The 22,632-nt window shown below is 60.0% G+C and carries 19 protein-coding genes, 1 pseudogene and 1 riboswitch; of the genes and pseudogenes, 8 read left to right on the plus strand and 12 right to left on the minus strand.

Features of this window, described 5'->3' with window-relative positions; genetic code table 11:
- Position 1 precedes the first annotated feature (1 nt).
- Genes pqqD through pqqF form a run of 3 tightly spaced genes read left to right on the plus strand, consistent with a single transcriptional unit; the run spans position 2 to position 3,694 of the window.
- Entirely contained in the window at positions 2 to 280 is a 279-nt protein-coding gene (gene pqqD, locus SPE70_RS13625) for a pyrroloquinoline quinone biosynthesis peptide chaperone PqqD (RefSeq protein ID WP_008804779.1), read from the plus strand.
- A complete protein-coding gene (gene pqqE, locus SPE70_RS13630) occupies positions 267 to 1,409 on the plus strand; it encodes a pyrroloquinoline quinone biosynthesis protein PqqE (protein WP_008804778.1) in 1,143 nt (380 codons plus the stop codon). The genes pqqD and pqqE overlap by 14 nt, the downstream gene beginning before the upstream one ends.
- Positions 1,409 to 3,694 carry a pyrroloquinoline quinone biosynthesis protein PqqF gene (gene pqqF / locus SPE70_RS13635; RefSeq protein ID WP_136047345.1) on the plus strand — a complete coding sequence of 762 codons (2,286 nt, stop codon included), beginning with the start codon at positions 1,409 to 1,411 and terminating at the stop codon, positions 3,692 to 3,694. The genes pqqE and pqqF overlap by 1 nt, the downstream gene beginning before the upstream one ends.
- Here pqqF and SPE70_RS13640 read toward each other — a convergent pair.
- From SPE70_RS13640 to SPE70_RS13650, 3 genes and pseudogenes are all read right to left on the minus strand, one after another.
- On the minus strand, positions 3,691 to 4,428 hold the full coding sequence (locus SPE70_RS13640) for a glutamine amidotransferase (protein ID WP_008804776.1): 738 nt from the start codon (positions 4,426 to 4,428) through the stop codon (positions 3,691 to 3,693). The genes pqqF and SPE70_RS13640 overlap by 4 nt on opposite strands.
- 111 nt (positions 4,429 to 4,539) lie before the next feature.
- On the minus strand, positions 4,540 to 6,450 hold the full coding sequence (mrdA, locus tag SPE70_RS13645; RefSeq protein ID WP_016161111.1) for a penicillin-binding protein 2: 1,911 nt from the start codon (positions 6,448 to 6,450) through the stop codon (positions 4,540 to 4,542).
- A gap of 221 nt (positions 6,451 to 6,671) precedes the next feature.
- A pseudogene (locus SPE70_RS13650) lies at positions 6,672 to 7,304 on the minus strand (LysE family translocator).
- A gap of 17 nt (positions 7,305 to 7,321) precedes the next feature.
- A riboswitch (ZMP/ZTP riboswitch) is annotated at positions 7,322 to 7,401 on the minus strand.
- 341 nt (positions 7,402 to 7,742) lie between these two features.
- Between SPE70_RS13650 and katG the strand changes: the two are divergent.
- Positions 7,743 to 9,920 carry a catalase/peroxidase HPI gene (katG, locus tag SPE70_RS13655; protein WP_023297670.1) on the plus strand — a complete coding sequence of 726 codons (2,178 nt, stop codon included), beginning with the start codon at positions 7,743 to 7,745 and terminating at the stop codon, positions 9,918 to 9,920.
- 34 nt (positions 9,921 to 9,954) lie between these two features.
- Here the strand turns inward: katG and zapE are convergent, their stop codons facing one another.
- A complete protein-coding gene (gene zapE / locus SPE70_RS13660; RefSeq protein WP_407045600.1) occupies positions 9,955 to 11,016 on the minus strand; it encodes a cell division protein ZapE in 1,062 nt (353 codons plus the stop codon).
- Between the two features lie 262 nt (positions 11,017 to 11,278).
- Here zapE and SPE70_RS13665 point away from each other — a divergent pair, with 262 nt between their 5' ends.
- Positions 11,279 to 12,685: an MFS transporter gene (locus SPE70_RS13665; protein WP_008804772.1), complete on the plus strand. Its 1,407-nt coding sequence runs from the start codon at positions 11,279 to 11,281 to the stop codon at positions 12,683 to 12,685.
- 20 nt (positions 12,686 to 12,705) lie between these two features.
- Here the strand turns inward: SPE70_RS13665 and SPE70_RS13670 are convergent, their stop codons facing one another.
- From SPE70_RS13670 to SPE70_RS13685, 4 genes are all read right to left on the minus strand, one after another.
- Entirely contained in the window at positions 12,706 to 13,587 is an 882-nt protein-coding gene (locus tag SPE70_RS13670; protein ID WP_008804771.1) for a LysR family transcriptional regulator, read from the minus strand.
- A gap of 148 nt (positions 13,588 to 13,735) precedes the next feature.
- Complete coding sequence (locus tag SPE70_RS13675) at positions 13,736 to 16,036, minus strand: FdhF/YdeP family oxidoreductase (RefSeq protein WP_064170261.1); 2,301 nt, start codon at positions 16,034 to 16,036, stop codon at positions 13,736 to 13,738.
- Between the two features lie 321 nt (positions 16,037 to 16,357).
- Positions 16,358 to 17,275 (minus strand): bestrophin family protein, encoded by a 918-nt coding sequence (locus SPE70_RS13680; protein ID WP_012968132.1) that lies wholly within the window; start codon positions 17,273 to 17,275, stop codon positions 16,358 to 16,360.
- A gap of 243 nt (positions 17,276 to 17,518) precedes the next feature.
- Entirely contained in the window at positions 17,519 to 18,472 is a 954-nt protein-coding gene (locus SPE70_RS13685; RefSeq protein WP_064170262.1) for a cation diffusion facilitator family transporter, read from the minus strand.
- Between the two features lie 220 nt (positions 18,473 to 18,692).
- Between SPE70_RS13685 and SPE70_RS13690 the strand changes: the two genes are divergently transcribed.
- Positions 18,693 to 19,379 carry an ABC transporter substrate-binding protein gene (locus tag SPE70_RS13690; protein WP_008804767.1) on the plus strand — a complete coding sequence of 229 codons (687 nt, stop codon included), beginning with the start codon at positions 18,693 to 18,695 and terminating at the stop codon, positions 19,377 to 19,379.
- A gap of 3 nt (positions 19,380 to 19,382) precedes the next feature.
- On the opposite strand, the gene SPE70_RS13695 is transcribed toward SPE70_RS13690, so the two are convergent.
- The 4 genes from SPE70_RS13695 to SPE70_RS13710 all read right to left on the minus strand — a co-directional run bounded on the left by SPE70_RS13695 (position 19,383) and on the right by SPE70_RS13710 (position 21,467).
- A complete protein-coding gene (locus SPE70_RS13695; RefSeq protein ID WP_012968130.1) occupies positions 19,383 to 20,252 on the minus strand; it encodes an oxygenase MpaB family protein in 870 nt (289 codons plus the stop codon).
- A 103-nt stretch (positions 20,253 to 20,355) separates the two neighbouring features.
- Complete coding sequence (locus SPE70_RS13700) at positions 20,356 to 20,787, minus strand: OsmC family protein (protein ID WP_008804765.1); 432 nt, start codon at positions 20,785 to 20,787, stop codon at positions 20,356 to 20,358.
- A gap of 113 nt (positions 20,788 to 20,900) precedes the next feature.
- Complete coding sequence (locus tag SPE70_RS13705) at positions 20,901 to 21,047, minus strand: hypothetical protein (protein WP_012541624.1); 147 nt, start codon at positions 21,045 to 21,047, stop codon at positions 20,901 to 20,903.
- A gap of 15 nt (positions 21,048 to 21,062) precedes the next feature.
- Entirely contained in the window at positions 21,063 to 21,467 is a 405-nt protein-coding gene (locus tag SPE70_RS13710) for a YdeI family stress tolerance OB fold protein (RefSeq protein ID WP_008804764.1), read from the minus strand.
- 145 nt (positions 21,468 to 21,612) lie between these two features.
- Here SPE70_RS13710 and SPE70_RS13715 point away from each other — a divergent pair, with 145 nt between their 5' ends.
- Positions 21,613 to 22,116, plus strand: a complete 504-nt coding sequence (locus SPE70_RS13715; protein WP_008804763.1) for a hypothetical protein — start codon at positions 21,613 to 21,615, stop codon at positions 22,114 to 22,116.
- 8 nt (positions 22,117 to 22,124) lie between these two features.
- Positions 22,125 to 22,571 (plus strand): DUF421 domain-containing protein, encoded by a 447-nt coding sequence (locus SPE70_RS13720; RefSeq protein ID WP_008804762.1) that lies wholly within the window; start codon positions 22,125 to 22,127, stop codon positions 22,569 to 22,571.
- The last annotated feature ends 61 nt before the right edge of the window (positions 22,572 to 22,632 follow it).

The following is a 22,632-nucleotide window of genomic DNA, read 5'->3' on the forward strand; positions in this document are numbered from 1 at the left end:
CATGCAAAAAACGTCCATCGTTGCCTTTCGTCGCGGCTACCGACTGCAGTGGGAAGCCGCCCAGGAGAGCCATGTGATCCTCTATCCGGAGGGAATGGCTAAACTCAATGAGACCGCCGCGGCGATCCTCGAGCTGGTCGATGGCCGGCGCGACGTCGCGGCGATTATCGCCATGCTTAACGAACGTTTCCCGGAAGCCGGCGGCGTCGATGACGACGTCGTCGAGTTCCTGCAGATCGCCTGTCAACAGAAGTGGATCACCTGCCGTGAGCCAGAATAAACCCGCCGTCAATCCGCCGCTGTGGCTGCTGGCGGAGCTGACCTACCGCTGCCCGCTGCAGTGTCCCTACTGTTCCAATCCGCTGGACTTCGCCCGGCAGGAAAAGGAGCTGACCACCGAACAATGGATCGAGGTCTTTCGCCAGGCGCGAGCGATGGGCAGCGTACAGCTGGGCTTTTCCGGCGGCGAGCCGCTGACCCGTAAAGATCTGCCGGAGCTGATCCGCGCCGCGCGCGACCTCGGGTTCTATACCAACCTGATCACCTCGGGAATTGGGCTAACCGAGAGCAAACTCGACGCCTTCAGCGAGGCCGGACTGGACCATATCCAGATTAGCTTCCAGGCCAGCGATGAGGTGCTCAACGCCGCTCTTGCCGGCAATAAAAAAGCCTTCCAGCAGAAGCTGGCGATGGCCAGAGCGGTGAAAGCGCGCGACTACCCGATGGTGCTGAACTTCGTCCTCCACCGGCATAACATCGACCAGCTCGATAAAATTATCGAGCTGTGCATTGAGCTGGAAGCCGATGACGTCGAGCTCGCCACCTGCCAGTTTTACGGCTGGGCGTTTCTTAATCGCGAGGGGTTACTGCCGACCCGGGAACAGATCGCCCGCGCCGAGCAGGTGGTCGCCGATTACCGGCAGAAAATGGCCGCCAGCGGTAACCTCACCAACCTGCTATTCGTCACCCCGGACTATTACGAGGAACGCCCGAAAGGCTGTATGGGCGGCTGGGGATCGATTTTCCTCAGCGTCACTCCGGAAGGCACTGCGTTGCCGTGCCACAGCGCGCGCCAGCTGCCGGTGGCGTTCCCGTCGGTGCTGGAGCAGAGTCTGGAATCGATCTGGTATGACTCGTTCGGCTTCAACCGTTATCGCGGGTATGACTGGATGCCGGAGCCATGCCGCTCCTGTGATGAAAAAGAGAAAGACTTCGGCGGCTGCCGCTGTCAGGCCTTTATGCTGACCGGCAGCGCCGATAACGCCGACCCGGTGTGCAGCAAATCCCCACATCATCACAAAATCCTTGAGGCCCGGCGCGAAGCGGCCTGCAGCGACATCAAAGTCAGCCAGCTGCAGTTCCGCAACCGTACCCGCTCGCAGCTTATCTACAAAACCCGGGAACTGTAATGACGCTGGCGACCCGCACCGTCACCCTGCCGGGCGGCCTGCAGGCCACCCTGGTTCATCAGCCGCAGGCCGATCGCGCGGCGGCCCTGGTGCGGGTTGCCGCCGGCAGCCACCACGAACCGTCGCGCTTCCCCGGTCTGGCGCACCTGCTGGAACACCTGCTGTTTTACGGCGGTGAGCGCTACCGCAAAGATGAACGGCTGATGAGCTGGGTGCAGCGCCAGGCAGGGGATGTGAATGCCACCACCCTGGCCCGCCACAGCGCTTTCTTTTTCGAGGTCGCCGCCGAGGGCCTGGCTGACGGAGTCATGCGCCTGCAGGAGATGCTGCAGGCGCCGCTGCTGCTCAGGGACGATATTCAACGCGAAGTCGCGGTTATCGACGCCGAAAACGGCCTGATCCAACAGCATGAGTTGTCGCGACGGGAAGCCGCCGTGCGTCACGCCGCCATCGCGCCCGCTGCGTTTCGCCGCTTTCAGGTCGGCGACGCCGGGTCGCTGGGGGAGGATTTCCTCGCGCTCCAGGCGGCCTTACGCGACTTTCACCATAGCCACTACGTCGCCCGCCGGATGCAACTCTGGCTGCAGGGGCCGCAGTCTCTGGAGGTGCTTGGCGAACTGGCGGCACGTTTCTCCGCCGGGCTTGCCCCGGGCGAGGCTCCGCCGCCGGCGCCGCCGCTCACTCTGGGCGAGCCCCCTCAACTGCAGTTGGCCGTCTCCAGCCAGCCCGCGCTGTGGCGCTGCCCGCTGATCGCCTTAAGTGACAATGTCACGTTACTGCGCGAGTTTTTGCTGGATGAAGCCCCCGGTAGCCTGATGGCCGGCCTGCGCCAGCGCGGGATGGCCGAGGACGTGGCGCTGAACTGGCTGTATCAGGATCAGCACTTCGGCTGGCTGGCGCTGATTTTCGCCAGCGACCGGCCGGAACAGGTCGACCGGCAGATAACCCACTGGTTGCAGGCGCTACAGCAGACGACGCCTGAGCAGCAGCAACACTACTATCAGCTGTCCCGGCGCCGTTTTCAGGCGCTATCGCCTCTCGATCAGCTGCGCCAGCGGGCATTCGGCTTTGCCCCCGGGGCGCCGCCCACCAGGTTCGCCGATTTTTGCGCCGCCCTGCTGGCCGCCCCCACGGTCAGCCTGGTCTGCCAGACGCAGCCCCCCGGAGCAACGGTAGCCACCCAGGGCTTTAGCCTGCCGCTCAGTCGCTGGTCGCCACGTCCGGTCTCTGACCCGGCGCTGGCATTCGCTTTTTATCCGCAGGCCGCTGGCGAGCTCGTGGCCGAAAGCCCGGCGGAAGCCGCGCCACTGCGTCACCTCCCGTCACCGGAAGAGCCGCCGACGCTCCTGCTGCGACCGCCCTTCTACTGCTCGCCCACGCCGGCCGAAGGGCTGGCGCGCAGGGAACAGCTGCGTCCATTGCTTGCCGCCCTGCGCCATGCCGGGGGACACGGCGAGTGGCATCTGTTCGACGGTAGCTGGCAGCTGATCCTGCAGTTGCCTGCGTCCGGCCAACGGCCGGAGGCGATTCTGCAGGCCATCGCGCGGCATCTCGCGCTCCCGGTCGCCCCGCTGCCCCCACCGCCGGAGAGTATTGCGATCCGTCATCTCATGGCCCAGCTCCCCGAACGGCTGGGTACGTCAGCGCACCAGGAAGGTTGGCTGGCGGCCCTGATTGGCGGCAGCGCGAAAGATGCGCAGTGGGTAGCGCGTCAGCTGAGCCGGCTTACCGTCCCGGTTAATCCGCCGATGCCCGCTCCGGCCCCCTGCCGCGGCGGCGTCGAGCGGCTGGCTTATCCCCGGGGCGACACGGCGCTACTGGTCTTTCTTCCGCTGCCGGAAGGCGCTTCGCTGGCGGCCCTGCGGGTGCTGGCGCAGTTCTGCGAGCCGCCGTTTTTCCAGCGCCTGCGGGTGGAGCAGCAGATAGGCTATGTGGTGAGCTGCCGCTATCAGCGCGTTGCCGATCGCGATGGGCTGCTGATGGCGCTCCAGTCCCCGGAACGCCGTCCCGGAGAACTCCTCCGCTGCTGTAAAACCTTTCTGCGCCAGCTGGACCCCATGGATGAGGCGACCTTCAGGTTGTTACAGCAGCGGCTGGCCGCTCAGGCCCGATCCCGGGTAGAGCCGAAGGTGCGCGCCCTGGACGCGCTGCGCCAGGAGTATAACTTGCCGGGGGTGACGCCGCAGGCGGCTGACGCGCTGCGCGTTGAAGAGGTGGTCGCCCTGTGGCGTGAGATGACCCGCCGGCGTCGCCGCTGGCGAGTGCTGTTCACGACAGGGAGTTAATGGCCGGGGGCATCCGGGGTCAGAAAGTCGCTGACGAAGCGGGTGAGGATCGCCGCGGCCTGCGGGCTCTCCTGGACCTCGTCGTGTAACTGTTGTGGGTCGATGCCTTCCGCCTGCAGCACCGCCTCCCGGTAGCGGATCAGCGAGCGGGCAATCGGCGCGGTGAATTCCGGGTGAAACTGCGTGGAGACCGCCTGCGGCCCGTAGCGCACAATCTGGTGGGGATCGTGGGAGGATGCGGCCAGCACGGTAGCCCCCTCCGGCAAACGGGTCACGGTTTGCAAATGGCTCAAATGCGCGGGGAATGTCGCTGGCAGGCCGCTCAGCAGCGGGTCATCGACACCCCACGGCGAAAGCGCAATCGTTTTGCTGCCGCTTTCCCGCCCGGCAGGATGGTAAGCCACCTCACCGCCCAGCGCATGGGCCATCAGTTGATGACCATAGCAGACGCCGAACAGCGGCATGCCGATAGCCACCGCCTGACGGATCCAGTCGGCGGTCCGTTCGCTCCACGCCAGCCGATCGGACACCATTGCCCACGAACCGGTGAGAACCGCCACAGTCTGGCGATCCGGCGCCGGCAGCGGTTCATCTTCAAAGACCCGCACCGCGGTCAGCTGCGCCTGCCACGGCGCCAGCAGCGTACGGAACCAGTGCGGCAGATCGCCATGCTCCTCGCGGATGGCTGCCGGCGGCGTGCCGGTCTGAACCAGCAATAATCGGTTACGTGTCACCCTTCCTCCTCGCTCCGGGTCATGTTCCTGCCATCACTATGCCGCCCGGAAAGCCGCGGGACAAATAACCAATATCTATGAACGATGCGCGTCCGGAATAAGTCCAGCCGCTTACTGGGCATCGGCGCTGTCACGCTGCGGCACGTCAGCCGCCGCGGATGACGCCTGCTGCGGAACAAAGATGTGGTCCAGAATGGCGCGCGCCGTCGGTCCGGCCACCACCCCATCCCCGCCGCCGTTCTCCAGGATCAGCGCCATCGCCACCTTCGGATGCTGATAAGGGGCAAACAGGGTATAGAAGATATGGTCGCGCAGACGCACCGGGATCATTTTGGCGTTATAGGTCTGGTTTTGCTTCAGGCTGAACACCTGCGAGGTGCCGGACTTCGCCGCGATCTGGTACGGCGCGGTATGGAACAGCTTGTAGCCGGTGCCGTTGGGCAGATTCGCCATCCCATACATGCCGTTGCGCACAATGCCCCAGTACGGCGATTTCGGATCGCCCACCTGCGGCAGGTTCGCCGGCTGCTGATAACGTTCCACATGGTTGCCCTGCTTCATCGAATAGAGCAGATGCGGATCCTGCACCTTGCCATTGTTCAGCAGGGTGGTGAGCGCCTTCACCATCTGAATTGGCGTGGCGATCCAATACCCCTGGCCGATGCCGACCGAGATGGTGTCCCCCTGATACCAGGGCTTTTTATGCACCCGCTGTTTCCACTCCCGGCTGGGCAGTACGCCGGCATACTCCTCATTAAGGTCGATGCCGGTGGACTGGCCGTAACCAAACTTGCTCAGCCACTCATGGATCCGATCAATGCCCATCTCGAAAGCGACCTGATAGAAAAAGGTGTCAGCCGACTCTTCGATGGCTTTGGTCACGTTGAGCATCCCGTGGCCGGTCTTCAGCCAGTCGCGGTAGCGGCGTTGCGTGCCCGGCAGCGTCCACGTCGGCGCGCCGAAGAAGGTGGTGTTCGGGGTGATGACCCCTGCGGAGAGCGCCGACAGCGCCATATAGGGCTTCACCGTCGAGGCCGGGGGATACAGCCCCTGGGTGACGCGGTTGATCAGCGGCCGGTCCGGATTATCGAGCAGCGATTTATAGGCCTGATAGCCGATGCCTTTGACGAACGGATTAGGATCGTAGCTGGGGCTGGAGACCATCGCCAGCACGCCGCCATCCCGGGGATCGACCACCACCACCGCCGCGCGCTGCCCCTTCAGCACCGACTCAATATACTGCTGCAGGTGCAGGTCGAGGGTCAGATAGAGGTTTTTCCCGGCCACCGGCGGTACCTCTTTCAGCAGACGCACCACCCGGCCGTGGTTATCGACCTCCACTTCCTGATAGCCAGTGGTGCCGTGGAGTGCTTTTTCGTAATAGCCCTCGATCCCCTGCTTGCCGATATTGTGGTCGGCAGCATAGTTCTCCTCTTCGCCGTCTTTCGCCAGCCGCTGCAGGTCGTTGTCGTTAATTTTCGACACATAGCCCACCACGTGCGCCAGCTCGGCGCCGTACGGGTATTCGCGCTGCTGATAGCTCTCCACCGTCACGCCGGGGAAACGGAATTCGTTAACCGCGAAGCGCGCCACCTCCACGTCGCTGAGGTCGGACTTCAGCGTCACCGCTTTATAGCGGCTGTTGTGGTGCATATCGTCGCGGAAGCTGGCGATGTCATCCGGCGTCAGGTCGACGATCGGCGTCAGGCTTTGCAGCAGCGCGGCCATATCGGGAATTTTGCTCGGGATCACCTGCAGGCGATACAGGGTAATGTTCTGCACCAGCGGAATGCCATTGCGATCGAATATCAGCCCGCGGCTGGGGGCGATGGGCAGCATCTTAATGTCGTTCTGGTTCGATCGGGTCTGGTAGAAATCATGCTGCTCCACCTGCAGATGGTAGAGGTTGGCGATCAGCACGCCAAAGCAGACCACCACCAGCAGAAAAGCAATTGCGGCCCGGCGGATAAACAGCATCTCTTCCGCGGAGTGGTCGCGAATTTCATCTCTCAAAAGGGGCATTAGCGGTACATCACCTGAATCACAAGAAAAGCCAACAGCGTAACGGCCGGGAAGCATAGCCTTATCGCGGCGCCAGCCCTACTGAAAGGTTGCTAATGATCTGGCAGAAATGTTTCAGCATGTTAGAGCGTGGGAAGCCTTTCTGTGCAGGAGAAAGGCATCAGAGTGCGAGGTTAGCCAGCAACGGGGACGGCTGGCATCTGTTTACACGATCAACCCGCTTATTTTCTGGCCTCAAAAGCGATCTTAACCGCCATTCCCGCCAGTACCGTCGCCATCAGCCAGCGTTGAAATTGTTGCCAGCCCGGCCGCCGACTAAGAAATAACGCCACCTGCCCGGCCAGCAAGATAATCATGCCGTTCACCGCCACGCTGATGATCACCTGGGTACAGCCTAATATTAACGACTGACTGAGCACGCTGCCGAGTCCAGGGGTGATAAACTGCGGCAGCAGGGACAGATACAGGATGGCAACTTTGGGGTTCGCCAGGCTGGTGAGGAATCCCATCAGAAACAGCTTACGCCCACTGTCCGCGGGTAAGTCGCGCACCGCAAATATCGGCCGCCCTCCCGGTTTGATCGCCTGCCACGCCAGATAGAGCAAATAAGCGACCCCGCATAAACGCAAGGCATCGTAGGCGTATGGGACCGCGAAAACCAACGCGGTGATGCCGAAAGCGGCACACAACATTTAGAAGAAAAATCCCACGGCCACGCCGGCAAGGGAGATAAAGCCAGCGCGTTTTCCCTGGCAAATCGAACGCGAAGTGAGATACATCATGTTGGGGCCTGGGGTTAACACCAACCCCAGCGCCACCGCGGCAAAGGCCATTAATGAAGCGAATTCAGGCATAACTTATCTCCAGATATCGGTAATGCCCAGGCGCGCGGCGACGTCGACCATGCTCCCCGACAGTATTCTGTCTTCAGCGCCAGTCACATGGTGCCTAAGTATTAGCTTATTCTGTGTCCGCCAACAACCCCCGTACCGAACATTCGTTGCGCTCGCGCAACGGACAGCCCTCATCCTTTTCTCGCAGGAAAATTGTCATATCTCAAACAATTAGCATTCCGGCTCCCTGATTGACGCAGATCGTTTCCTTTGCCGTCTCGTTACGTCTATGGTTAATGGTGAGGTTTATACTAACCGCCAGGTCTCCCTGGTCATATAAGGGGATGTTTACCCTTCGTTGAACGGAATTAGCTATTAAATCTGTAGACTCATTCAAATATCGCTTATTGGTAGCAGTGTATATCGTAATGGCATTCACAAAAGCAAACGGAGCCTGATATGAGCACGTCAAACGACCCATCCAACAACGCATCCGCCGGAAAGTGCCCTTTCCACGCCGAGACGCCAAAACAGAGCGCCGGCAGCGGCACCGGCAACCGCGACTGGTGGCCTAACCAGCTGCGTGTCGATCTGCTGAACCAGCACTCCAGTCGTTCCAACCCGTTGGGTGAGGATTTTAACTACAGGGAAGAGTTTAAAAAGCTCGACTACTCCGCGCTGAAAGCTGACCTCAGAGCGTTGCTGACCGACTCGCAAGAGTGGTGGCCGGCAGACTGGGGTAGCTATATTGGCTTGTTTATTCGCATGGCCTGGCACGGCGCCGGCACCTACCGCACCGTTGACGGTCGCGGCGGCGCAGGCCGTGGGCAGCAGCGCTTTGCGCCGCTGAACTCCTGGCCAGACAACGTCAGTCTCGATAAAGCCCGTCGTCTGCTGTGGCCAGTAAAACAGAAATATGGCCAGAAAATCTCCTGGGCCGACCTTTACATGCTGGCGGGTAACGTCGCTCTGGAAAACGCCGGCTTCCGCACCTTTGGCTTTGGCGCCGGTCGTGAAGATGTCTGGGAACCGGATCTGGACGTCGACTGGGGCGATGAGAAAGAGTGGCTGGCCCACCGTCACCCGGAAAGCCTGGCGAAACAGGCCATCGGCGCCACCGAAATGGGGCTGATCTACGTCAACCCGGAAGGACCGAACGCCAGCGGCGAGCCGCTGTCCGCCGCGGCAGCCATTCGCGCCACCTTCGGCAATATGGCGATGGACGATGAAGAGATTGTCGCCCTGATCGCTGGCGGCCACACGCTGGGCAAAACCCACGGCGCCGCCGAAACCAGCCACGTCGGCGCCGAGCCGGAAGCCGCCCCACTGGAAGCGCAGGGTCTGGGCTGGCACTCCAGCTACGGCAGCGGCGCAGGTGCGGATGCCATCACCTCCGGTCTGGAAGTGGTCTGGACGCAGACGCCCACCCAGTGGAGCAACTACTTCTTCGAGAATCTGTTTAAATATGAATGGGTGCAGACCCGCAGCCCGGCTGGCGCTATCCAGTTCGAAGCCAAAGATGCGCCGGAAATTATCCCGGATCCGTTTAATCCGGGGAAAAAGCGCAAACCGACCATGCTGGTCACCGACCTGACCCTGCGCTTCGACCCGGAGTTTGAAAAGATCTCCCGCCGCTTCCTCAACGATCCGCAGGCCTTTAACGAGGCGTTTGCCCGGGCGTGGTTCAAGCTGACCCACCGTGATATGGGGCCAAAATCCCGTTACCTCGGTCCGGAAGTGCCGAAAGAAGATCTGATTTGGCAGGATCCGCTGCCGGCAGCGACTCACCAGCCGAGCGCTGAGGATATCGCCAGTCTGAAAACCGCCATCGCCGGCGCCGGCCTGTCGGTGAGTGAGCTGGTTTCGGTCGCCTGGGCTTCCGCCTCCACCTTCCGCGGCGGCGATAAGCGCGGCGGCGCTAACGGCGCACGCCTGGCCCTCGCTCCGCAGAAAGACTGGCCGGTCAATGCTATCGCCAGCCGGGTGCTGCCGACTCTGCAGGCGATCCAGCGTGCCTCCGGCAAAGCGTCGTTAGCCGATATCATCGTGCTGGCTGGCGTGGTCGGCGTTGAGCAGGCGGCCGCTGCCGCCGGCGTCAGCGTTAACGTGCCGTTTACCCCAGGCCGCGTCGACGCCCTGCCTGAGCAGACCGACGTCGAGTCGTTTGACCTGCTGCAGCCGCTGGCGGATGGCTTCCGCAACTATCGCCGTATCGCAGGCGGTGTCTCGACGGAAACGCTGCTGATCGATAAAGCCCAGCAGCTCACGCTAACCGCCCCGGAAATGACCGTGCTGGTCGGTGGCTTGCGCGTACTGGGCGCGAACTACGACGGCAGCAAACACGGGGTGTTCACCGACCGCGTCGGCGTGCTCAGCAATGACTTCTTCGTCAACCTGCTGGATATGGCCACCGTCTGGAAAGCGGCCGATGACCACGCGGAGCTGTTTACCGGCAGCGACCGTAAAACCGGCGAGGCGAAGTACAGTGCCACCCGCGTGGATCTGGTGTTTGGCTCCAACTCTGTACTGCGCGCGCTGGCGGAAGTATACGCCTGCGCCGACGGGCAGCAGAAGCTGGTGCATGACTTCGTCGCCGCCTGGACTAAGGTGATGAATCTCGACCGCTTCGACCTGTAATCTCCCCGCCCCGGCACCCGCCGGGGCGTTTTGCTTATACCGCCCGCGGCAACTGTTGCAGGCGACTCCGCGTACGCTGAATATCCTCCAGTTCCACCCCGGCCACCAGCGTCTCCAGATCGCAGCAGGTTACCAGCAGCAGGCGGATCTGCTTTTCATACAGCACATCGATCACGTTGATAAAGCGCTGCTGGGCCGCCGGCCCCACCGTAGCCAGCGGCGGCACCTCATCCAGTAACCAGACCGTATAGCTTTCGCTGAGCGTCAGATAGTCCATCACCGCCGTGGCGGCCTGACAGAGTTGGGCAAAGGTGAAGTGGAGCAGAGTGGATGACGCCGTGGCAGCCAGCAGGGTGCGATAACCTACCGTCAGCGAAACCGGTTCGGCAGGTAACGACGGCAGGTCATACAGCTGACGCTGTTGTGTATTCGGATTAACCCACATCCGCCCGCTGCAGAAGGCATTATCGACGCTCAGATGACGCTGGCGATAATCTTCCTCACCGTTCAGCGCGACGACCGCCAGGTGGGCGCGGATCAGCGCGATCGACGGTAAAAAGCGATCGTGATACAGCGGATTGGGCAGCAGCATCTCCGGCGGATAGTTTGACGTCGCCAACAGCACAATGCCGCGCTGAAAGAGATGCGCCAGTAAGACCTTGATCAGCATCGCGTCGCCAGGGTCGTGAAGATGAAATTCGTCGAAGCACAGCAGGCGACAGCCGGAAGTCATCTGCCTCATCACCGCCTGCAGGTCGGGCGCGCCGGGGGCATTCAGCCTCTGATGTAGCTCGCGGAAGAAGTGATGAAAATGGACCCGCCGCCGGGCGGCGAGCGGCAGGCTGGCAAAAAAGTGGTCGAGGATAAAACTTTTCCCCCGCCCGGTCCGCCCCCAGACGTACAGCCCCTGCGGCGTACCCGCCGCGGACAACAGCTGCTGGCCCAGAGCATCCAGGCGAGCGATCAGCGACAGCTGATCGTCATCGAGCGTCAGACGCGCCCGCGCCGCCTGCTCGGCCATCACACGGGTAAAGCGAAACTCAGTCGCCATCTCTGGCTGATCTGAATACGACGCCATACATCCCTCTTTTAACATTCTTATAACCTCCTGCGAGGAGGCCATTCTAGCCGCTTTCCTGCGGGTTGGCGAATCGCACAACGGGAAATACCGTCCGCGGTGATTTACTTCAATTCTTCGCCTGGCATGCGGCGTAAACTAGCATGAATCTCATTTTTCATGGTGTACCGCGATATCTTGCGCTAAAGATTGCAGCTAACGCGTAGGATTAAAAATATAAAACTATTAACAATCAATTAACATTAGCAGGCAAACCATTCATCCTGAGGAATACAACACCATGTCTACCACCCAGGTTCTCGGCGGCGCGCCTTATGCCTCGCCAGGACAACCGCACGCCAGCTTAACCGGACGCATTGATGCGCTGCCCGCCTCCTTCGGTTTATGGTCGTTTATCACCCTGCTCTCCCTCGGTGGCTTCTTCGAGCTCTACGACCTGTTCCAGACCGGGTATATCAGCGCAGGGCTGCTGGCCGACGGGATTTTCCACACCGGGCAGGCGGGGATATTCGGGATTGCCGATCAGGCGGCTTTTGCCTCCGCCACCTTTATGGGGCTGTTTATTGGCGCCAGTCTGTTGGCGCCGCTGGCGGACAGGCTGGGGCGACGTCTGACGTTTATGGTGGCGCTCGCCTGGTACGGCCTCTTTTCGCTGCTGATGGCGACGCAGAGCAGCGCGGAAGGGGTGATCTTTTTCCGCTTTCTGGTGGGGATCGGCCTCGGTATTGAGCTGGTGACCATTGACACCTATCTCAGCGAATGGATGCCAACCCATCTGCGCAATAAAGCGTTTGCTTTCGCTTTTTTCATCCAGTTCCTGTCGGTTCCGGCGGTGGCGCTGATGTCCTGGATGCTGGTGCCAACCACCCTCTTCGGCCTCAGCGGCTGGCGCTGGGTGATCATCTTTGGCGCGCTGTTCTCGCTGGCGATCTGGTTTATCCGCAAAAAGCTGCCGGAGTCAGCGCGCTGGCTGGAAAGCAAAGGGCGGCATGATGACGCGCATGCGGTGATGAGTGAGATGGAAGCCCGCTGTGGCGTGACGCCGTCGCCGAAGCATGCGCATGCGGCACAGAGCGTCGTCAAACGCGGCACCTTCCGCGAAATCTGGGCGCCGCAGTATCGGCAGCGCACCCTGATGCTGATGGTGATGAACTTCTTCCAGGCGATCGGCTTCTTCGGCTTTGGCAACTGGCTGCCGGCGCTGCTCTCCGGTCAGGGGGCCAGCATCACTCACAGTCTGCTGTACGCCTTCTTTATCACCCTCGCCTATCCGCTGGGCTGCCTGTTCTGTACCCGCTTCGTGCATCGCTTTGAGAACAAATGGCAAATTGTCCTCTCCGCGCTGATGACTGTCATCTTCGGGACCCTGTTCGCCCTGCAAAACAGCCCGATTCTGCTGGTGATCTGCGGGTTTATGATCACCTGGTCCAACGCCTGGCTGACCATCAGCTACCACGCCTACCAGGCCGAGGTCTTCCCGACCCATATTCGCGCCCGCGCCGTCGGCTTCTGCTACTCGTTCAGCCGGCTCTCCACCGCGGTGACCAGCATCCTGATCGGCATTATTCTGCAATACGCCGGCACGCCAGGGGTGATTAGCTTTATCGTCGTCAGTATGCTGATGGTGATGCTGTCGGTAGGGATCTTCGGCCCCAGAACGCGGGGCATTCGACTGGAGAATATCTGAGGTTGTCGCAGGGACTGGCCTCAGCCAAAAATCCCCTGCGCCTCGGCGAAGCATTTTTCCGCCAGGGTTGATACCGGCTCCTGCTGGCGCATAATGAGCGCCAGCTGTGAATCGACCTGGGTTTCGGCGATCGGCAGAATTTCAAGATTATCGCTCAGCGCTTCGAGGCCGTTGTTGAGCGGCATAATCGCGCAGCAGATCCCCGCCTGCACCGCCTGGATAATCTGAAACGTCGAATCGCTTTCAAAAACATACTTCGGCGTTAGCCCTTTAGCCTTAAAGCTGATTTCAATGGATTCCCGGTAGTACATTCCCTTGGTCAGAAAACCGAGGGGCAACGTCGCCAGCGCCTCCCACCCCGGCGTCCCACCGCTGAAGTCGAAATGGCGTTTATCATGCAGGAGCCCCATCCGGGTTTGCGGCAACCGGGCGACCTTAAACAGGCGCTGGTCCAGATGCTGCAGATAGCAAATGCCCAGATCCAACTGGTTACGGCTGACACCATCGATAATCTGCTCCGAGGTCATCGACAGCAGGCTGAACTGCAGCGCCGGGTATTTCTCCGCCAGCGGTTTAATCAGCTGCATCGGGTTCAGGCTCGCCAGCGGCACCATGCCGACCCGCAGCTGACCGACCATCTGCCCGCGGCAGATCGCCGCCTCTGCCGCCAGACCATCATGGGCAGCCAGCACCGCCCGCGCCCAGGCCAGGATCCGCTCACCTTCCGGGGTAAACCCCTCAAAGCGCTGGCCGCGCTGAATAAGCGTCAGGTTCAGCTCCTCTTCCAGATTACGAATGCGCATGGAGAGGGTCGGCTGAGTAATATGGCAGGCCGCCGCCGCCTGGCCAAAATGGCGCGTCTGATCGAGCGCGATCAAATACTTGAGTTGCTTAATATCCATTCTCTTTCCCGTTTGAACCCCGCCGTTCACCCCCGGGGCCGCGCACAGGTTACCAGAATGTTAGTTTCAGTAGCGATAAATTCAAGCGAGGATATCACGAGGTGCTGTGGGGCGCAGGACGGCGCGATGCCGCCCTGCGCCCTGCTTTTTAGCGTACGCCGGCCAGCGGACGGATCTCTTTCGAGCGCAGCGTCAGACGAACGGGAACCGACTTATATGAAGGGGTGCCGCTCTCTTCATCCAGATAGTTCAGCGGCACCAGCACGTTGGCTTCCGGATAATAGGCCCCGACGGTACCGGGCGCGATGCCGTAGGCTACCACCGTGATATCTTCCAGCGTCAGCTCGCTGTCTGGCAGCGCGGTATGAATATCTACCCGATCGCCATGTTCCAGCCCCTGGGCAGCCATGTCCTGTTCATTCATAAACAGCACGTCGCGGCGGCCAAAAACGCCGCGGTAGCGGTCATCCATCGCGTAGATGGTGGTGTTGTACTGATCGTGACTGCGCAGCGTCACCAGGCGCATCACGTCCTCGCCCTCCACCACCACGTTCTCATGCACCCCTTTGAAGACCGAGAACATGGCTTTACCGGTGGCCGTTGGCCAGATGCGCTCGGTCGGCGGTAGCGGCATGCGAAAGCCCCCGGGATGGCGAATGCGTTGGTTATACTCCTCGAACCCCGGAATGGTCTGTTCGATCAGATCGCGAATGCGGTCGTAATCCTCCACCAGATACAGCCAGTCCACTTTGCTGGCCGGCAGAGTGGCCTTCGCCAGACCGGCGACAATCGCCGGCTCCGAGCGCAGCGTCGGCGAGGCGGGCTTAAGCTTGCCTGAGGAAGCATGCACCATCGACATCGAATCCTCGACGGTGATCGACTGCCGGCCGCTGGCCTGCAGGTCAAGCTCGGTGCGGCCCAGACACGGCAGAATAAAGGTCTCTTTCGCCGTCAGCAGGTGCGAGCGGTTGAGCTTGGTGCCGACGTGAACGCTAAGCTCAAGGCCGCGCATCGCCGGGAAGGCGCGTTCGTGATCCGGCATCGCCACAGCGAAGTTGCCCCCGAGGCAAATCAGGGCTTTGGCGTCGCCGGCGATCATGGCCTCCAGGGCCTTCACCGCATCGTGACCATGATGCCGCGGCGGCGTAATCCCCATCACCCGCTGCAGGCTGTCGAGGAAGGCCGCGGAGGGTTTTTCACTGATCCCGACGGTGCGGTTTCCCTGCACGTTTGAGTGGCCGCGCAGCGGACAGATGCCAGCGCCCGGCTTGCCGATGTTGCCGCGCATCAGCAGCAGGTCGGCAATCAGACGGACGTTGGAAGTGCCTTTATTATGCTGGGTAATACCCATGCCGTAGGTGACGATGGTGGCCCTGGATTTGGCGTAAGCCACGGCGACCTGGGTCAGGGATTCGCGCGTCAGGCCGGACTCCTGTTCGATATCCTGCCAGCGGGTGGCATGCAGATCCTCGGCGAAGGCAGAGAATCCCTGGGTATGCTGGGTAATAAACGCGTGGTCGAGCACATTGCCCTGCTCCTCCTCCAGCTGCAGCAGCGCTTTGGCGATCCCTTTCAGCGCCGCCGCGTCACCGCCGGCCCGCACCTGGTAGTAGGTCGAAGCGATCGGCGTCGAGCGCCGGGTCGCCATCTCCATCAAGTTCTGCGGGTCGGCAAAACGCTCCAGCGCCCGCTCACGCAGCGGATTGAAAACGATAATCGGCACGCCGCGGCGGGAAAGCTCATGCAGGGTGCCCATCATCCGTGGGTGGTTGGTGCCCGGATTATGGCCGATGGAGATCACCAGCTCGGTCTGGTCAAAATCGTCGAGGGAGACGGTGCCTTTGCCAATCCCGATCGACTGCGGCAGGCCCACGCTGGTGGATTCGTGGCACATGTTGGAGCAGTCGGGGAAGTTGTTGGTGCCATACTCGCGGGCGTACAGCTGGAACAGCCACGCTGCCTCATTGGACGCCCGGCCAGAGGTATAGAACTCGACCTCATCAGGCTGCAGGCCGCGAAGGATCTCGCCGATGCGAGCGAAGGCCTGCTCCCACGCCACCGGACGCAGGGTATCGCTGGCGCGGTCGTAGACTAAAGGATGGGTTAAGCGGCCGTAGCCTTCCAGTTCAAAATCGCTCTTCGCCAGCAGGGAGGTCACAGTGTTGGCTGCGAGGAACTCGGGCGTCACTCGTTTGGTGGTCGCCTCCCAGGTCACGGCTTTGGCGCCATTTTCGCAAAACTGAAAAGTGGATTTATGCTCTTTATCCGGCCAGGCGCAGCCCGGGCAGTCAAACCCATCCGGCTGGTTAGTTCGCAGCAGCGTGGCGGGCGCTTCGAAAGCATCCATCTGGGTACGCACAGCGATGGCCGTGGCCTTCAGGGCGCCCCACCCGCCTGCCGGGCCATCATAGGGGTGAACACCGGGCACCGCGCGTCTTTTGTTGGTCATCTTTTAACTCCTGCTGCTCTGTTCTGGTCGCCGCAGCCTGAAAAAAGGCATACGACGGCCCCGGGCGACGGGGCGTGGTTAGCACGGCGTCACCTGATTAGGATGCGGTTTCTCAAGGATAGTACGATGGGAAAGCGTAGGTACTGCGTTTGTTAACTGAATAATAACATACACCACAAATCTGTATAATTGATGTTATCTATCAGGTGTTAAATTTAACTTATTTGCAAATTTTCGCGGTTATCGTCGCTGTGCGCTGACGGATAAAAGACCCACGGGAAAGCGATGACCGGGCAGCGGAAACCGCCCGGTGGGTCTGATTCAGGTCAGATTGAAGTAACGGTCCGGACGCAGCGTCTCCGGCAGCGGATGCTGACCGGTCATGTCGAGCAGATTGCGCTCAATGGTATTGCACATGGCGTTCAGCGGCAGATCATTGGCGGCGGTACCGAAAGGATCTTCCAGCTCTTCCGCCAGCGAATCCCACGACAAAAAGGTGTAGGAGATAAACACCGAGACAAACGGCGTCATGTAGTGCAGATCGCCGACCAGCGCGAACGGCAGCAGCGTGCAGAACAGGTACACGGTGCGCTGCAGGATCAGGGTATAGGCGAATGGCACCGGGGTGGTCGCCAGCCTTTCACAACCGCCCAGCACGTGCGCCAGCTCATCGAGTTTGTTGTCCATCAGCCCGTAGGTGATGTCGCTGAGCTTGCCCGCCTCCCGCAGCTGGCCAATTTCGTTGCCGACCAGCAGCAGGATCCGGTTGGTGGGCATTGAGCTGGCGAGGATCTCCGCCACCTTGTCATCCGGCAGCAGCCGCCGCAGGTCAGCCGTCGGATCGGTTTTGCGCAGCTGGTGCTTCAGGCTCCAGCTAAAGGCCACCAGATAGCTGACGATGCGGCGATGGACATCGTGTTCGGCCGGCAGGATATTGCGCAACTGGCGTACCAGCGTACGTTCGGCGATAAGCACCGTCCCCCACAGATTGCGCGCTTCGACGAACCGGCTGTAGCTGGCGCTGTTGCGAAAGCCGAGAAAAATCGCAATCGCAATCCCCAGCAGGCTGAACGGCGCCACCGTTAAGTGGATCCCCAGCTGCTCGTACCATTGATAGCTGATAATGGCGATGATGGACATCAGCACATTAAGCAGCAGACGAAAGATGATTTTCGACAGCACGGAGCCGTGCCAGTCAAATAAGCGAAGAAACCAGTGTTGTTCTGGCCGAATGATCATTGTCTGACTTCCTGAATTACCGCTCTGGTCATTATCTCTGAATAAAGAATAGAGATTATCTATGAACCGATTGGTTTATTTTATCGTTAACTGCGATGGGCAGATCTTCGCCATTATTTAGCGATGGTAATGGCGTTTTTAGTATGGGCCTTTTTTATATTTCAGGCAATCGATGCGCGGGCGCGTTACGTCAGAAATTAAGGCTCAGGAAAAAATAGCCGCTGAGCCAATAAAATTGTCGTCTTACGGCGCCGGGTGCGCCAGGCCGCTTTCACCGGCCCCGCATAGCGCGCTGGCCGCGTCGCTGGGATCAAGATGCACCATTACGTTAAGCACCGGATGCTGCGCCAGGACCCGCTCCCGCGCCTGACGGGCAATCTGATGTCCCTCGGCTACCGACATCTCTCCCGCCACCTCGAGATGGACATCCACCAGCACCAGATCCCCCGCCTTACGGGTTTTCAAATCGTGCAGACCCGCCACGCCCGGCGTGGCCTGCAGCGTGCCGGCGATCGCCCGCTGCGTCTCTTCATCGACCGCGCGGTCCATTAAATCGTGCAGCGCCGTAGCGGCGAAACGATAGCCCATGCGGGTGATTAGCAGTCCCACCGCCAGCGCGGCAAGCGGATCGAACCAGGCGAACCCGGCCAGGTTACCGATAATCCCCAGCGCCACCACCAGAGATGACGCGGCGTCGGAGCGGGCATGCCAGGCGTTGGCGATGAGCAGCGATGAATTCAGCCGCGTGGCGGCCGCCAGCATATAGCGAAACAGCCCCTCCTTAACGACCAGCGCCACCAGCGCCATCCACAGCGCCACGCTGTGCACCGCCGGAATCGTCTGCGGCTGCGCCAGGTGACCTGCCGCGGACCACAGCATGCCGACCCCGACCAGCACCAGGATCGCGCCGAGGATCAGCGAGGCGCCATTCTCGTAGCGCCAGTGTCCATAGTGGTGATCGTGGTCTGAGGGTCGACGGCTCTTTTTATTCGCCACCAGCACCACCCCATCGGCGACCAGATCGGAAAAAGAATGCATTCCATCAGCAATCAACCCCTGGGAGCCAGAGAATATTCCCACCACAACCTGAAACACGGAAAGGAAAATATTGACCACCACGCTAATAAGGGTACTCTTTCGCGCCTGCATCGAACGCTCATGATATTTATTATCATTTTCAAAATTATGTTGTGTCATTATTTCTCTCCCTTTGTGAGCGGGAAGAATAAACTGACAAGCTGAGTTTATGCTTAACAATATAAAAGCCATTGCCTTTCCGTTTAACGATATCGGCGCTGTCGATTATTAATATATTCTGAAAGGGTGGCAGGACAGGTACAACCGCGCGCGGATGGGCTATCTTATGACTGGCCCGGCAGGTCGGGCCACTTTCTCTTCACCACCACAGGAGTCAGCGATGTCAGAGAACACCTCATCCCGGCTGCGTTTTGCCATTAACCTGGGCAACGCGGTCCTGGCCCATCTCGGGGAGACGGGGGAGCCCGCAGGTCTCACCGTCGAGCTTAGCCATCGGCTGGCGACGCGCTGGGGCGTCACCGCCGAGTTCGTCCCCTATCCTGCCGCCGGAAAAGTGGTGGCTGACGCCGGCGGTGATCACTGGGACATTGCGTTTCTGGCCATCGACCCGGCCCGGGAAGCGACCCTGCGTTTTACGCCTCCCTACATCACCATCCAGGGGACCGCGCTGGTGAGAGCCGGTTCGCCCTGCCAGAGCGTGGCCGACATGGATCGCCCGGCAACCACCATTAACGTCGGGCAAAACGCCGCTTACGATCTGTGGTTAACCCGTCATCTGCAGCACGCCAGCCTGAATCGCCTTCCCTCCTCGCAGGAGGCCATCGACGCCTTCCTCGCCGGTGAAGGAGATATGGTCGCCGGTATCCGACAGCCGCTGGAGGCGACAGCCCGTCAGCACGCTGGGGTGCGGGTACTGGCGGATAATTTTACTGAGATCCAGCAGGCCATCTGCGTCGCCCGGGCGGATGTCGCTGGCTTCAACGCGGTGAATGACGCGCTCAGCGAGTGGCGGGCGGATGGCAGCCTGGAGGCACTGATTGCCCGACAGCTGGGCAAGGCGGAGTGACCTTCACTCCACTTGCATCCGGCGCATGGCGCAATGCCAGGCGCCGTTGCGTACCGAGGCACGGAGCACGCGGGCCACGCCATGCACCAGCAGGCGCGTCGTATTCCGCTGCAGCGGCGTGAGCGACAGCCCCAGCATCTCCTGCGCCCATTCCGGCAGCAGATCGATCCCGGCGCGCATCATGACCTGACCCACCGGCTGGCTCAGCCTACCCGGCAGACGAGTAGAGAGCAGCACCTCGGCTACCTCCCGGGTACGTTCGTCACAGCGCAACTGCGGGCGCATCGCCTCGAGATAGTCCGCCACTTCCTGCGGCGTCTGAGGGATGTCCTGGGCCCCCAGCCGACGGGCGATTTCCGCCGACTCGCGGAAATAGTCCTCCTGGCGCTCGGCGCTGACCACTGTCCGCTTGTAGCGCAGGTGGGAGGCCATAAAGCGACTGCACTCGGCGACGTGCACCCAGGTCAACAGCGCCGGATCGCTGGCCTGATAAGGCGTTCCGTCCTTATCCACCCCGCCGATCCGCTGATGGATCCCCTGCACTTTGGCGATGAGCCGCTCGGCGTCGGGGGTAGTGGCAAAGGTGGTGGCGGAAATAAACTGGCTGGTGCGGCGCAGGCGGCCAAAGATGTCCTCACGGAAACGGGAGTGATCCCAGACGCCGGCCAGCGCCAGGGGATGCAGCATCTGCAGCAGCAGCGCGCTGATGCCGCCGCAGAGCATCGAGGTAAAATCGCCGTGTACCTGCCAGATGGCCGACTGCGGACCAAAAAGCCCCGGCTCCCCTTTAGGCTGTTCAAAATCGATCTCTTTTAGCGCCATGCCGGTCAGGCCGAGCACCTGCGCCTCGATCATCCCGCGAATGCCGATCATGATGATGTCCCTTACGTGCAATTAAAGGACAAAAGATACCACTATTGGGCAGCGCAGGGAGAGATATCGGGAAAGGGTGCCCGCTGCGCGCGGGCACGACAGCTCACGGATTCAGCTGGTAGTCGAGAGTGATATTGGCTTTCAGCACCTGCGATACCGGGCAACCGGCCTTCGCTTTCTGAATGATCTCATCGAACGCCGCCGGCGCAACGTCCGGCAGAACAATCTGACTTTGCAGCGCGATGTCGGTTATCGCAAAGCCGCCGTCGGTTTTATTGAGGGTGACCACCGCCGTCGTGTCGATAGACGTTGCGGTATAGCCCTCTTCGCTGAGCATCAGCGACAGGGCCATTGAGAAACAGGCGGCATGCGCGGCGCCAATCAGCTCCTCAGGGTTAGTGCCTTTCACCCCTTCAAAACGGGTGTTAAAGCCGTAGGGCTGCTGGCTCAGCGCCCCGCTCTCTGTCGACACGGTGCCTTTGCCATGTTTCAGATCGCCTTCCCAGTGCGCCAGCCCTTTCTTATGAATCGCCATGTGACTCCTCCTGTGATGATGTCGAACAAAAAGTATAGTGCGTGATGCCGAACCTGCGCCTTTTCTGCGGCCTGGGCATCACTGTGCCCTTAAGGATCTCGTGGTCAGCCTCGCTAACGACCATCGTGTGGCTGATAAGGATCGGTTTTGTCGTCCTTGCTGTCGTCCCGTTTACGCGGCACTTCGCCATGCTCGGCAGGCGCCTCGCGCGCAGGATGTTTTCCGCCCTGCTCACCTTGCGGCTGAGATGTGTTACTCATATCGGCGTTCTCCGATTACTTAGGCGACTGCTTGAGCAGACGATCGACACGCACCACCGGCGGCGTCATTTTGCGATCGAGGCTACCGTTGATGCTGACCAGATCGTCAGGCTCTACGTGCTGTTCGTTAAACGCGGCGGCCGGAATGATGGCAGTGATGGTGCCGCTTTTATCGCGAAACTGATAACGGTCATTGTCCTGGCGGGTGAGCACATTACCGCGCAGTGAAATAGTCGCGCCATCGTGCATGGTTTTCGCCTGCTCAACGGTCATGATCCGGCCATCCTCGACGCCGCGATAGCCGTCATCGAGTTTGTGCGGCGGCGGCGGTGCGGCATCCTGACTAAAACCGCCCTTATCGTCCGCCTGTGCAATACCCACGGCGAGTACACAGGCCATAGCGAGCGCTAATTTTTTCATCATCCCTCCGTCATTTTACCGATGATTAGAATAAAGCCTGGCTGAGGCGATTCATTTTTACAAAGTCAATTGTTCTGATATCGACTAATATAAGAATGTCCTTATCGTTACGCTGTTGCCGAAACGAAACGCGGGGAAAATAATAATGATTAAGAATCAACAGGATTGTCCCATCGTTGACGAGAATGAACGAGCACTACGCTTCGAATATCGATTCCGGCGCTATGGGATAATTGTTCTGAGTCTCATCATTCTTACCGCGCTAAGCGGTCTGTGGTCATCCGGTTATTTCAGTGAAGCGCACCGGGAAAGTGCCGCAGGTGAATTAAGCGTCGATTATCAGCGGTATGCCAGACTGATGAGTGAAACCGAAGTGAATATTCAGATTAAACCCGATGGAGGTAGTGAAAAAATTATCAGCTTCACCGCCCCGTTTTTATCGCGCTACCAGGTCGGTGATATCCGCCCGCAGCCAGATAAAATGTACAGTGCCGAGGGGAAATTATACCTCGTGTATCAGCAAGCGGCCAACCGCTCGCCGATGTCCGTGTGGTTATCCATTACCCCAAAAACAGCCGGCAATATTTCCCTGCAGGCGGCAGTGAACGATCGCGCGCCTGTCACCTGGAACCAGTTTGTCTATCCCTAGGAGTGGCTATGGAAATGGTCCTCAGAGCCGCAGCAATCTATTTTATCCTGTTGATTATTTTTAAGATTGCTGGCAGAAGAACGCTGATGCAGTTAACCAACTTTGATCTAATATTGCTGCTGATAATTAGCGAAGCCACCCAACAGGCGATGCTCAGCACAGACTATTCCGTCACCGGTTCGATGCTCACCATCGTCACTCTGGTGGGTGTTGATATTTTATTCGGCTATATTAAGAAACGCTTCTCGCAGGCGGAAAATTTCATTGATGGCAGCCCGGTTATTGTGGTGGAAAATGGTGCTGTCATCGACGAAAAGATAAAGCTCGTCAATATCTCTGTCGATGATATCCTGCTGGCAGCCAGGCAGCACCATGGGATCTATGAGCTCAAAGCGATCAAATTCGCTATCCTCGAGCGTAACGGCCAGATATCCATTATTCCTGAAAAGGAATAGTCTCAATTTTATTTATCGCGCTCCGGTTGTTTATCACCTGATTCGGGGGCGCGGGTGGCGT

It is taken from the genome of Klebsiella sp. ZJOU C1, assembly GCF_035620215.1.
GTDB classification, from domain to species: Bacteria; Pseudomonadota; Gammaproteobacteria; order Enterobacterales; family Enterobacteriaceae; genus Klebsiella; species Klebsiella variicola.

Excerpts from the sequence above, each read along its gene's own strand:
- SPE70_RS13720 (WP_008804762.1), top strand. The coding sequence starts at position 22,125 with ATGGAAATGGTCCTCAGAGCCGCAGCAATCTATTTTATCCTGTTGATT.
- SPE70_RS13705 (WP_012541624.1), bottom strand. The coding sequence starts at position 21,047 with ATGAGTAACACATCTCAGCCGCAAGGTGAGCAGGGCGGAAAACATCCT.
- mrdA (WP_016161111.1), bottom strand. The coding sequence starts at position 6,450 with ATGCCCCTTTTGAGAGATGAAATTCGCGACCACTCCGCGGAAGAGATG.
- SPE70_RS13695 (WP_012968130.1), bottom strand. The coding sequence starts at position 20,252 with ATGATCGGCATTCGCGGGATGATCGAGGCGCAGGTGCTCGGCCTGACC.
- SPE70_RS13700 (WP_008804765.1), bottom strand. The coding sequence starts at position 20,787 with ATGGCGATTCATAAGAAAGGGCTGGCGCACTGGGAAGGCGATCTGAAA.
- SPE70_RS13690 (WP_008804767.1), top strand. The coding sequence starts at position 18,693 with ATGTCAGAGAACACCTCATCCCGGCTGCGTTTTGCCATTAACCTGGGC.
- pqqD (WP_008804779.1), top strand. The coding sequence starts at position 2 with ATGCAAAAAACGTCCATCGTTGCCTTTCGTCGCGGCTACCGACTGCAG.
- SPE70_RS13680 (WP_012968132.1), bottom strand. The coding sequence starts at position 17,275 with ATGATCATTCGGCCAGAACAACACTGGTTTCTTCGCTTATTTGACTGG.
- pqqF (WP_136047345.1), top strand. The coding sequence starts at position 1,409 with ATGACGCTGGCGACCCGCACCGTCACCCTGCCGGGCGGCCTGCAGGCC.
- SPE70_RS13715 (WP_008804763.1), top strand. The coding sequence starts at position 21,613 with ATGATTAAGAATCAACAGGATTGTCCCATCGTTGACGAGAATGAACGA.
- katG (WP_023297670.1), top strand. The coding sequence starts at position 7,743 with ATGAGCACGTCAAACGACCCATCCAACAACGCATCCGCCGGAAAGTGC.
- SPE70_RS13685 (WP_064170262.1), bottom strand. The coding sequence starts at position 18,472 with ATGACACAACATAATTTTGAAAATGATAATAAATATCATGAGCGTTCG.
- SPE70_RS13670 (WP_008804771.1), bottom strand. The coding sequence starts at position 13,587 with ATGGATATTAAGCAACTCAAGTATTTGATCGCGCTCGATCAGACGCGC.
- SPE70_RS13665 (WP_008804772.1), top strand. The coding sequence starts at position 11,279 with ATGTCTACCACCCAGGTTCTCGGCGGCGCGCCTTATGCCTCGCCAGGA.
- SPE70_RS13675 (WP_064170261.1), bottom strand. The coding sequence starts at position 16,036 with ATGACCAACAAAAGACGCGCGGTGCCCGGTGTTCACCCCTATGATGGC.
- zapE (WP_407045600.1), bottom strand. The coding sequence starts at position 11,016 with ATGTTAAAAGAGGGATGTATGGCGTCGTATTCAGATCAGCCAGAGATG.
- SPE70_RS13710 (WP_008804764.1), bottom strand. The coding sequence starts at position 21,467 with ATGAAAAAATTAGCGCTCGCTATGGCCTGTGTACTCGCCGTGGGTATT.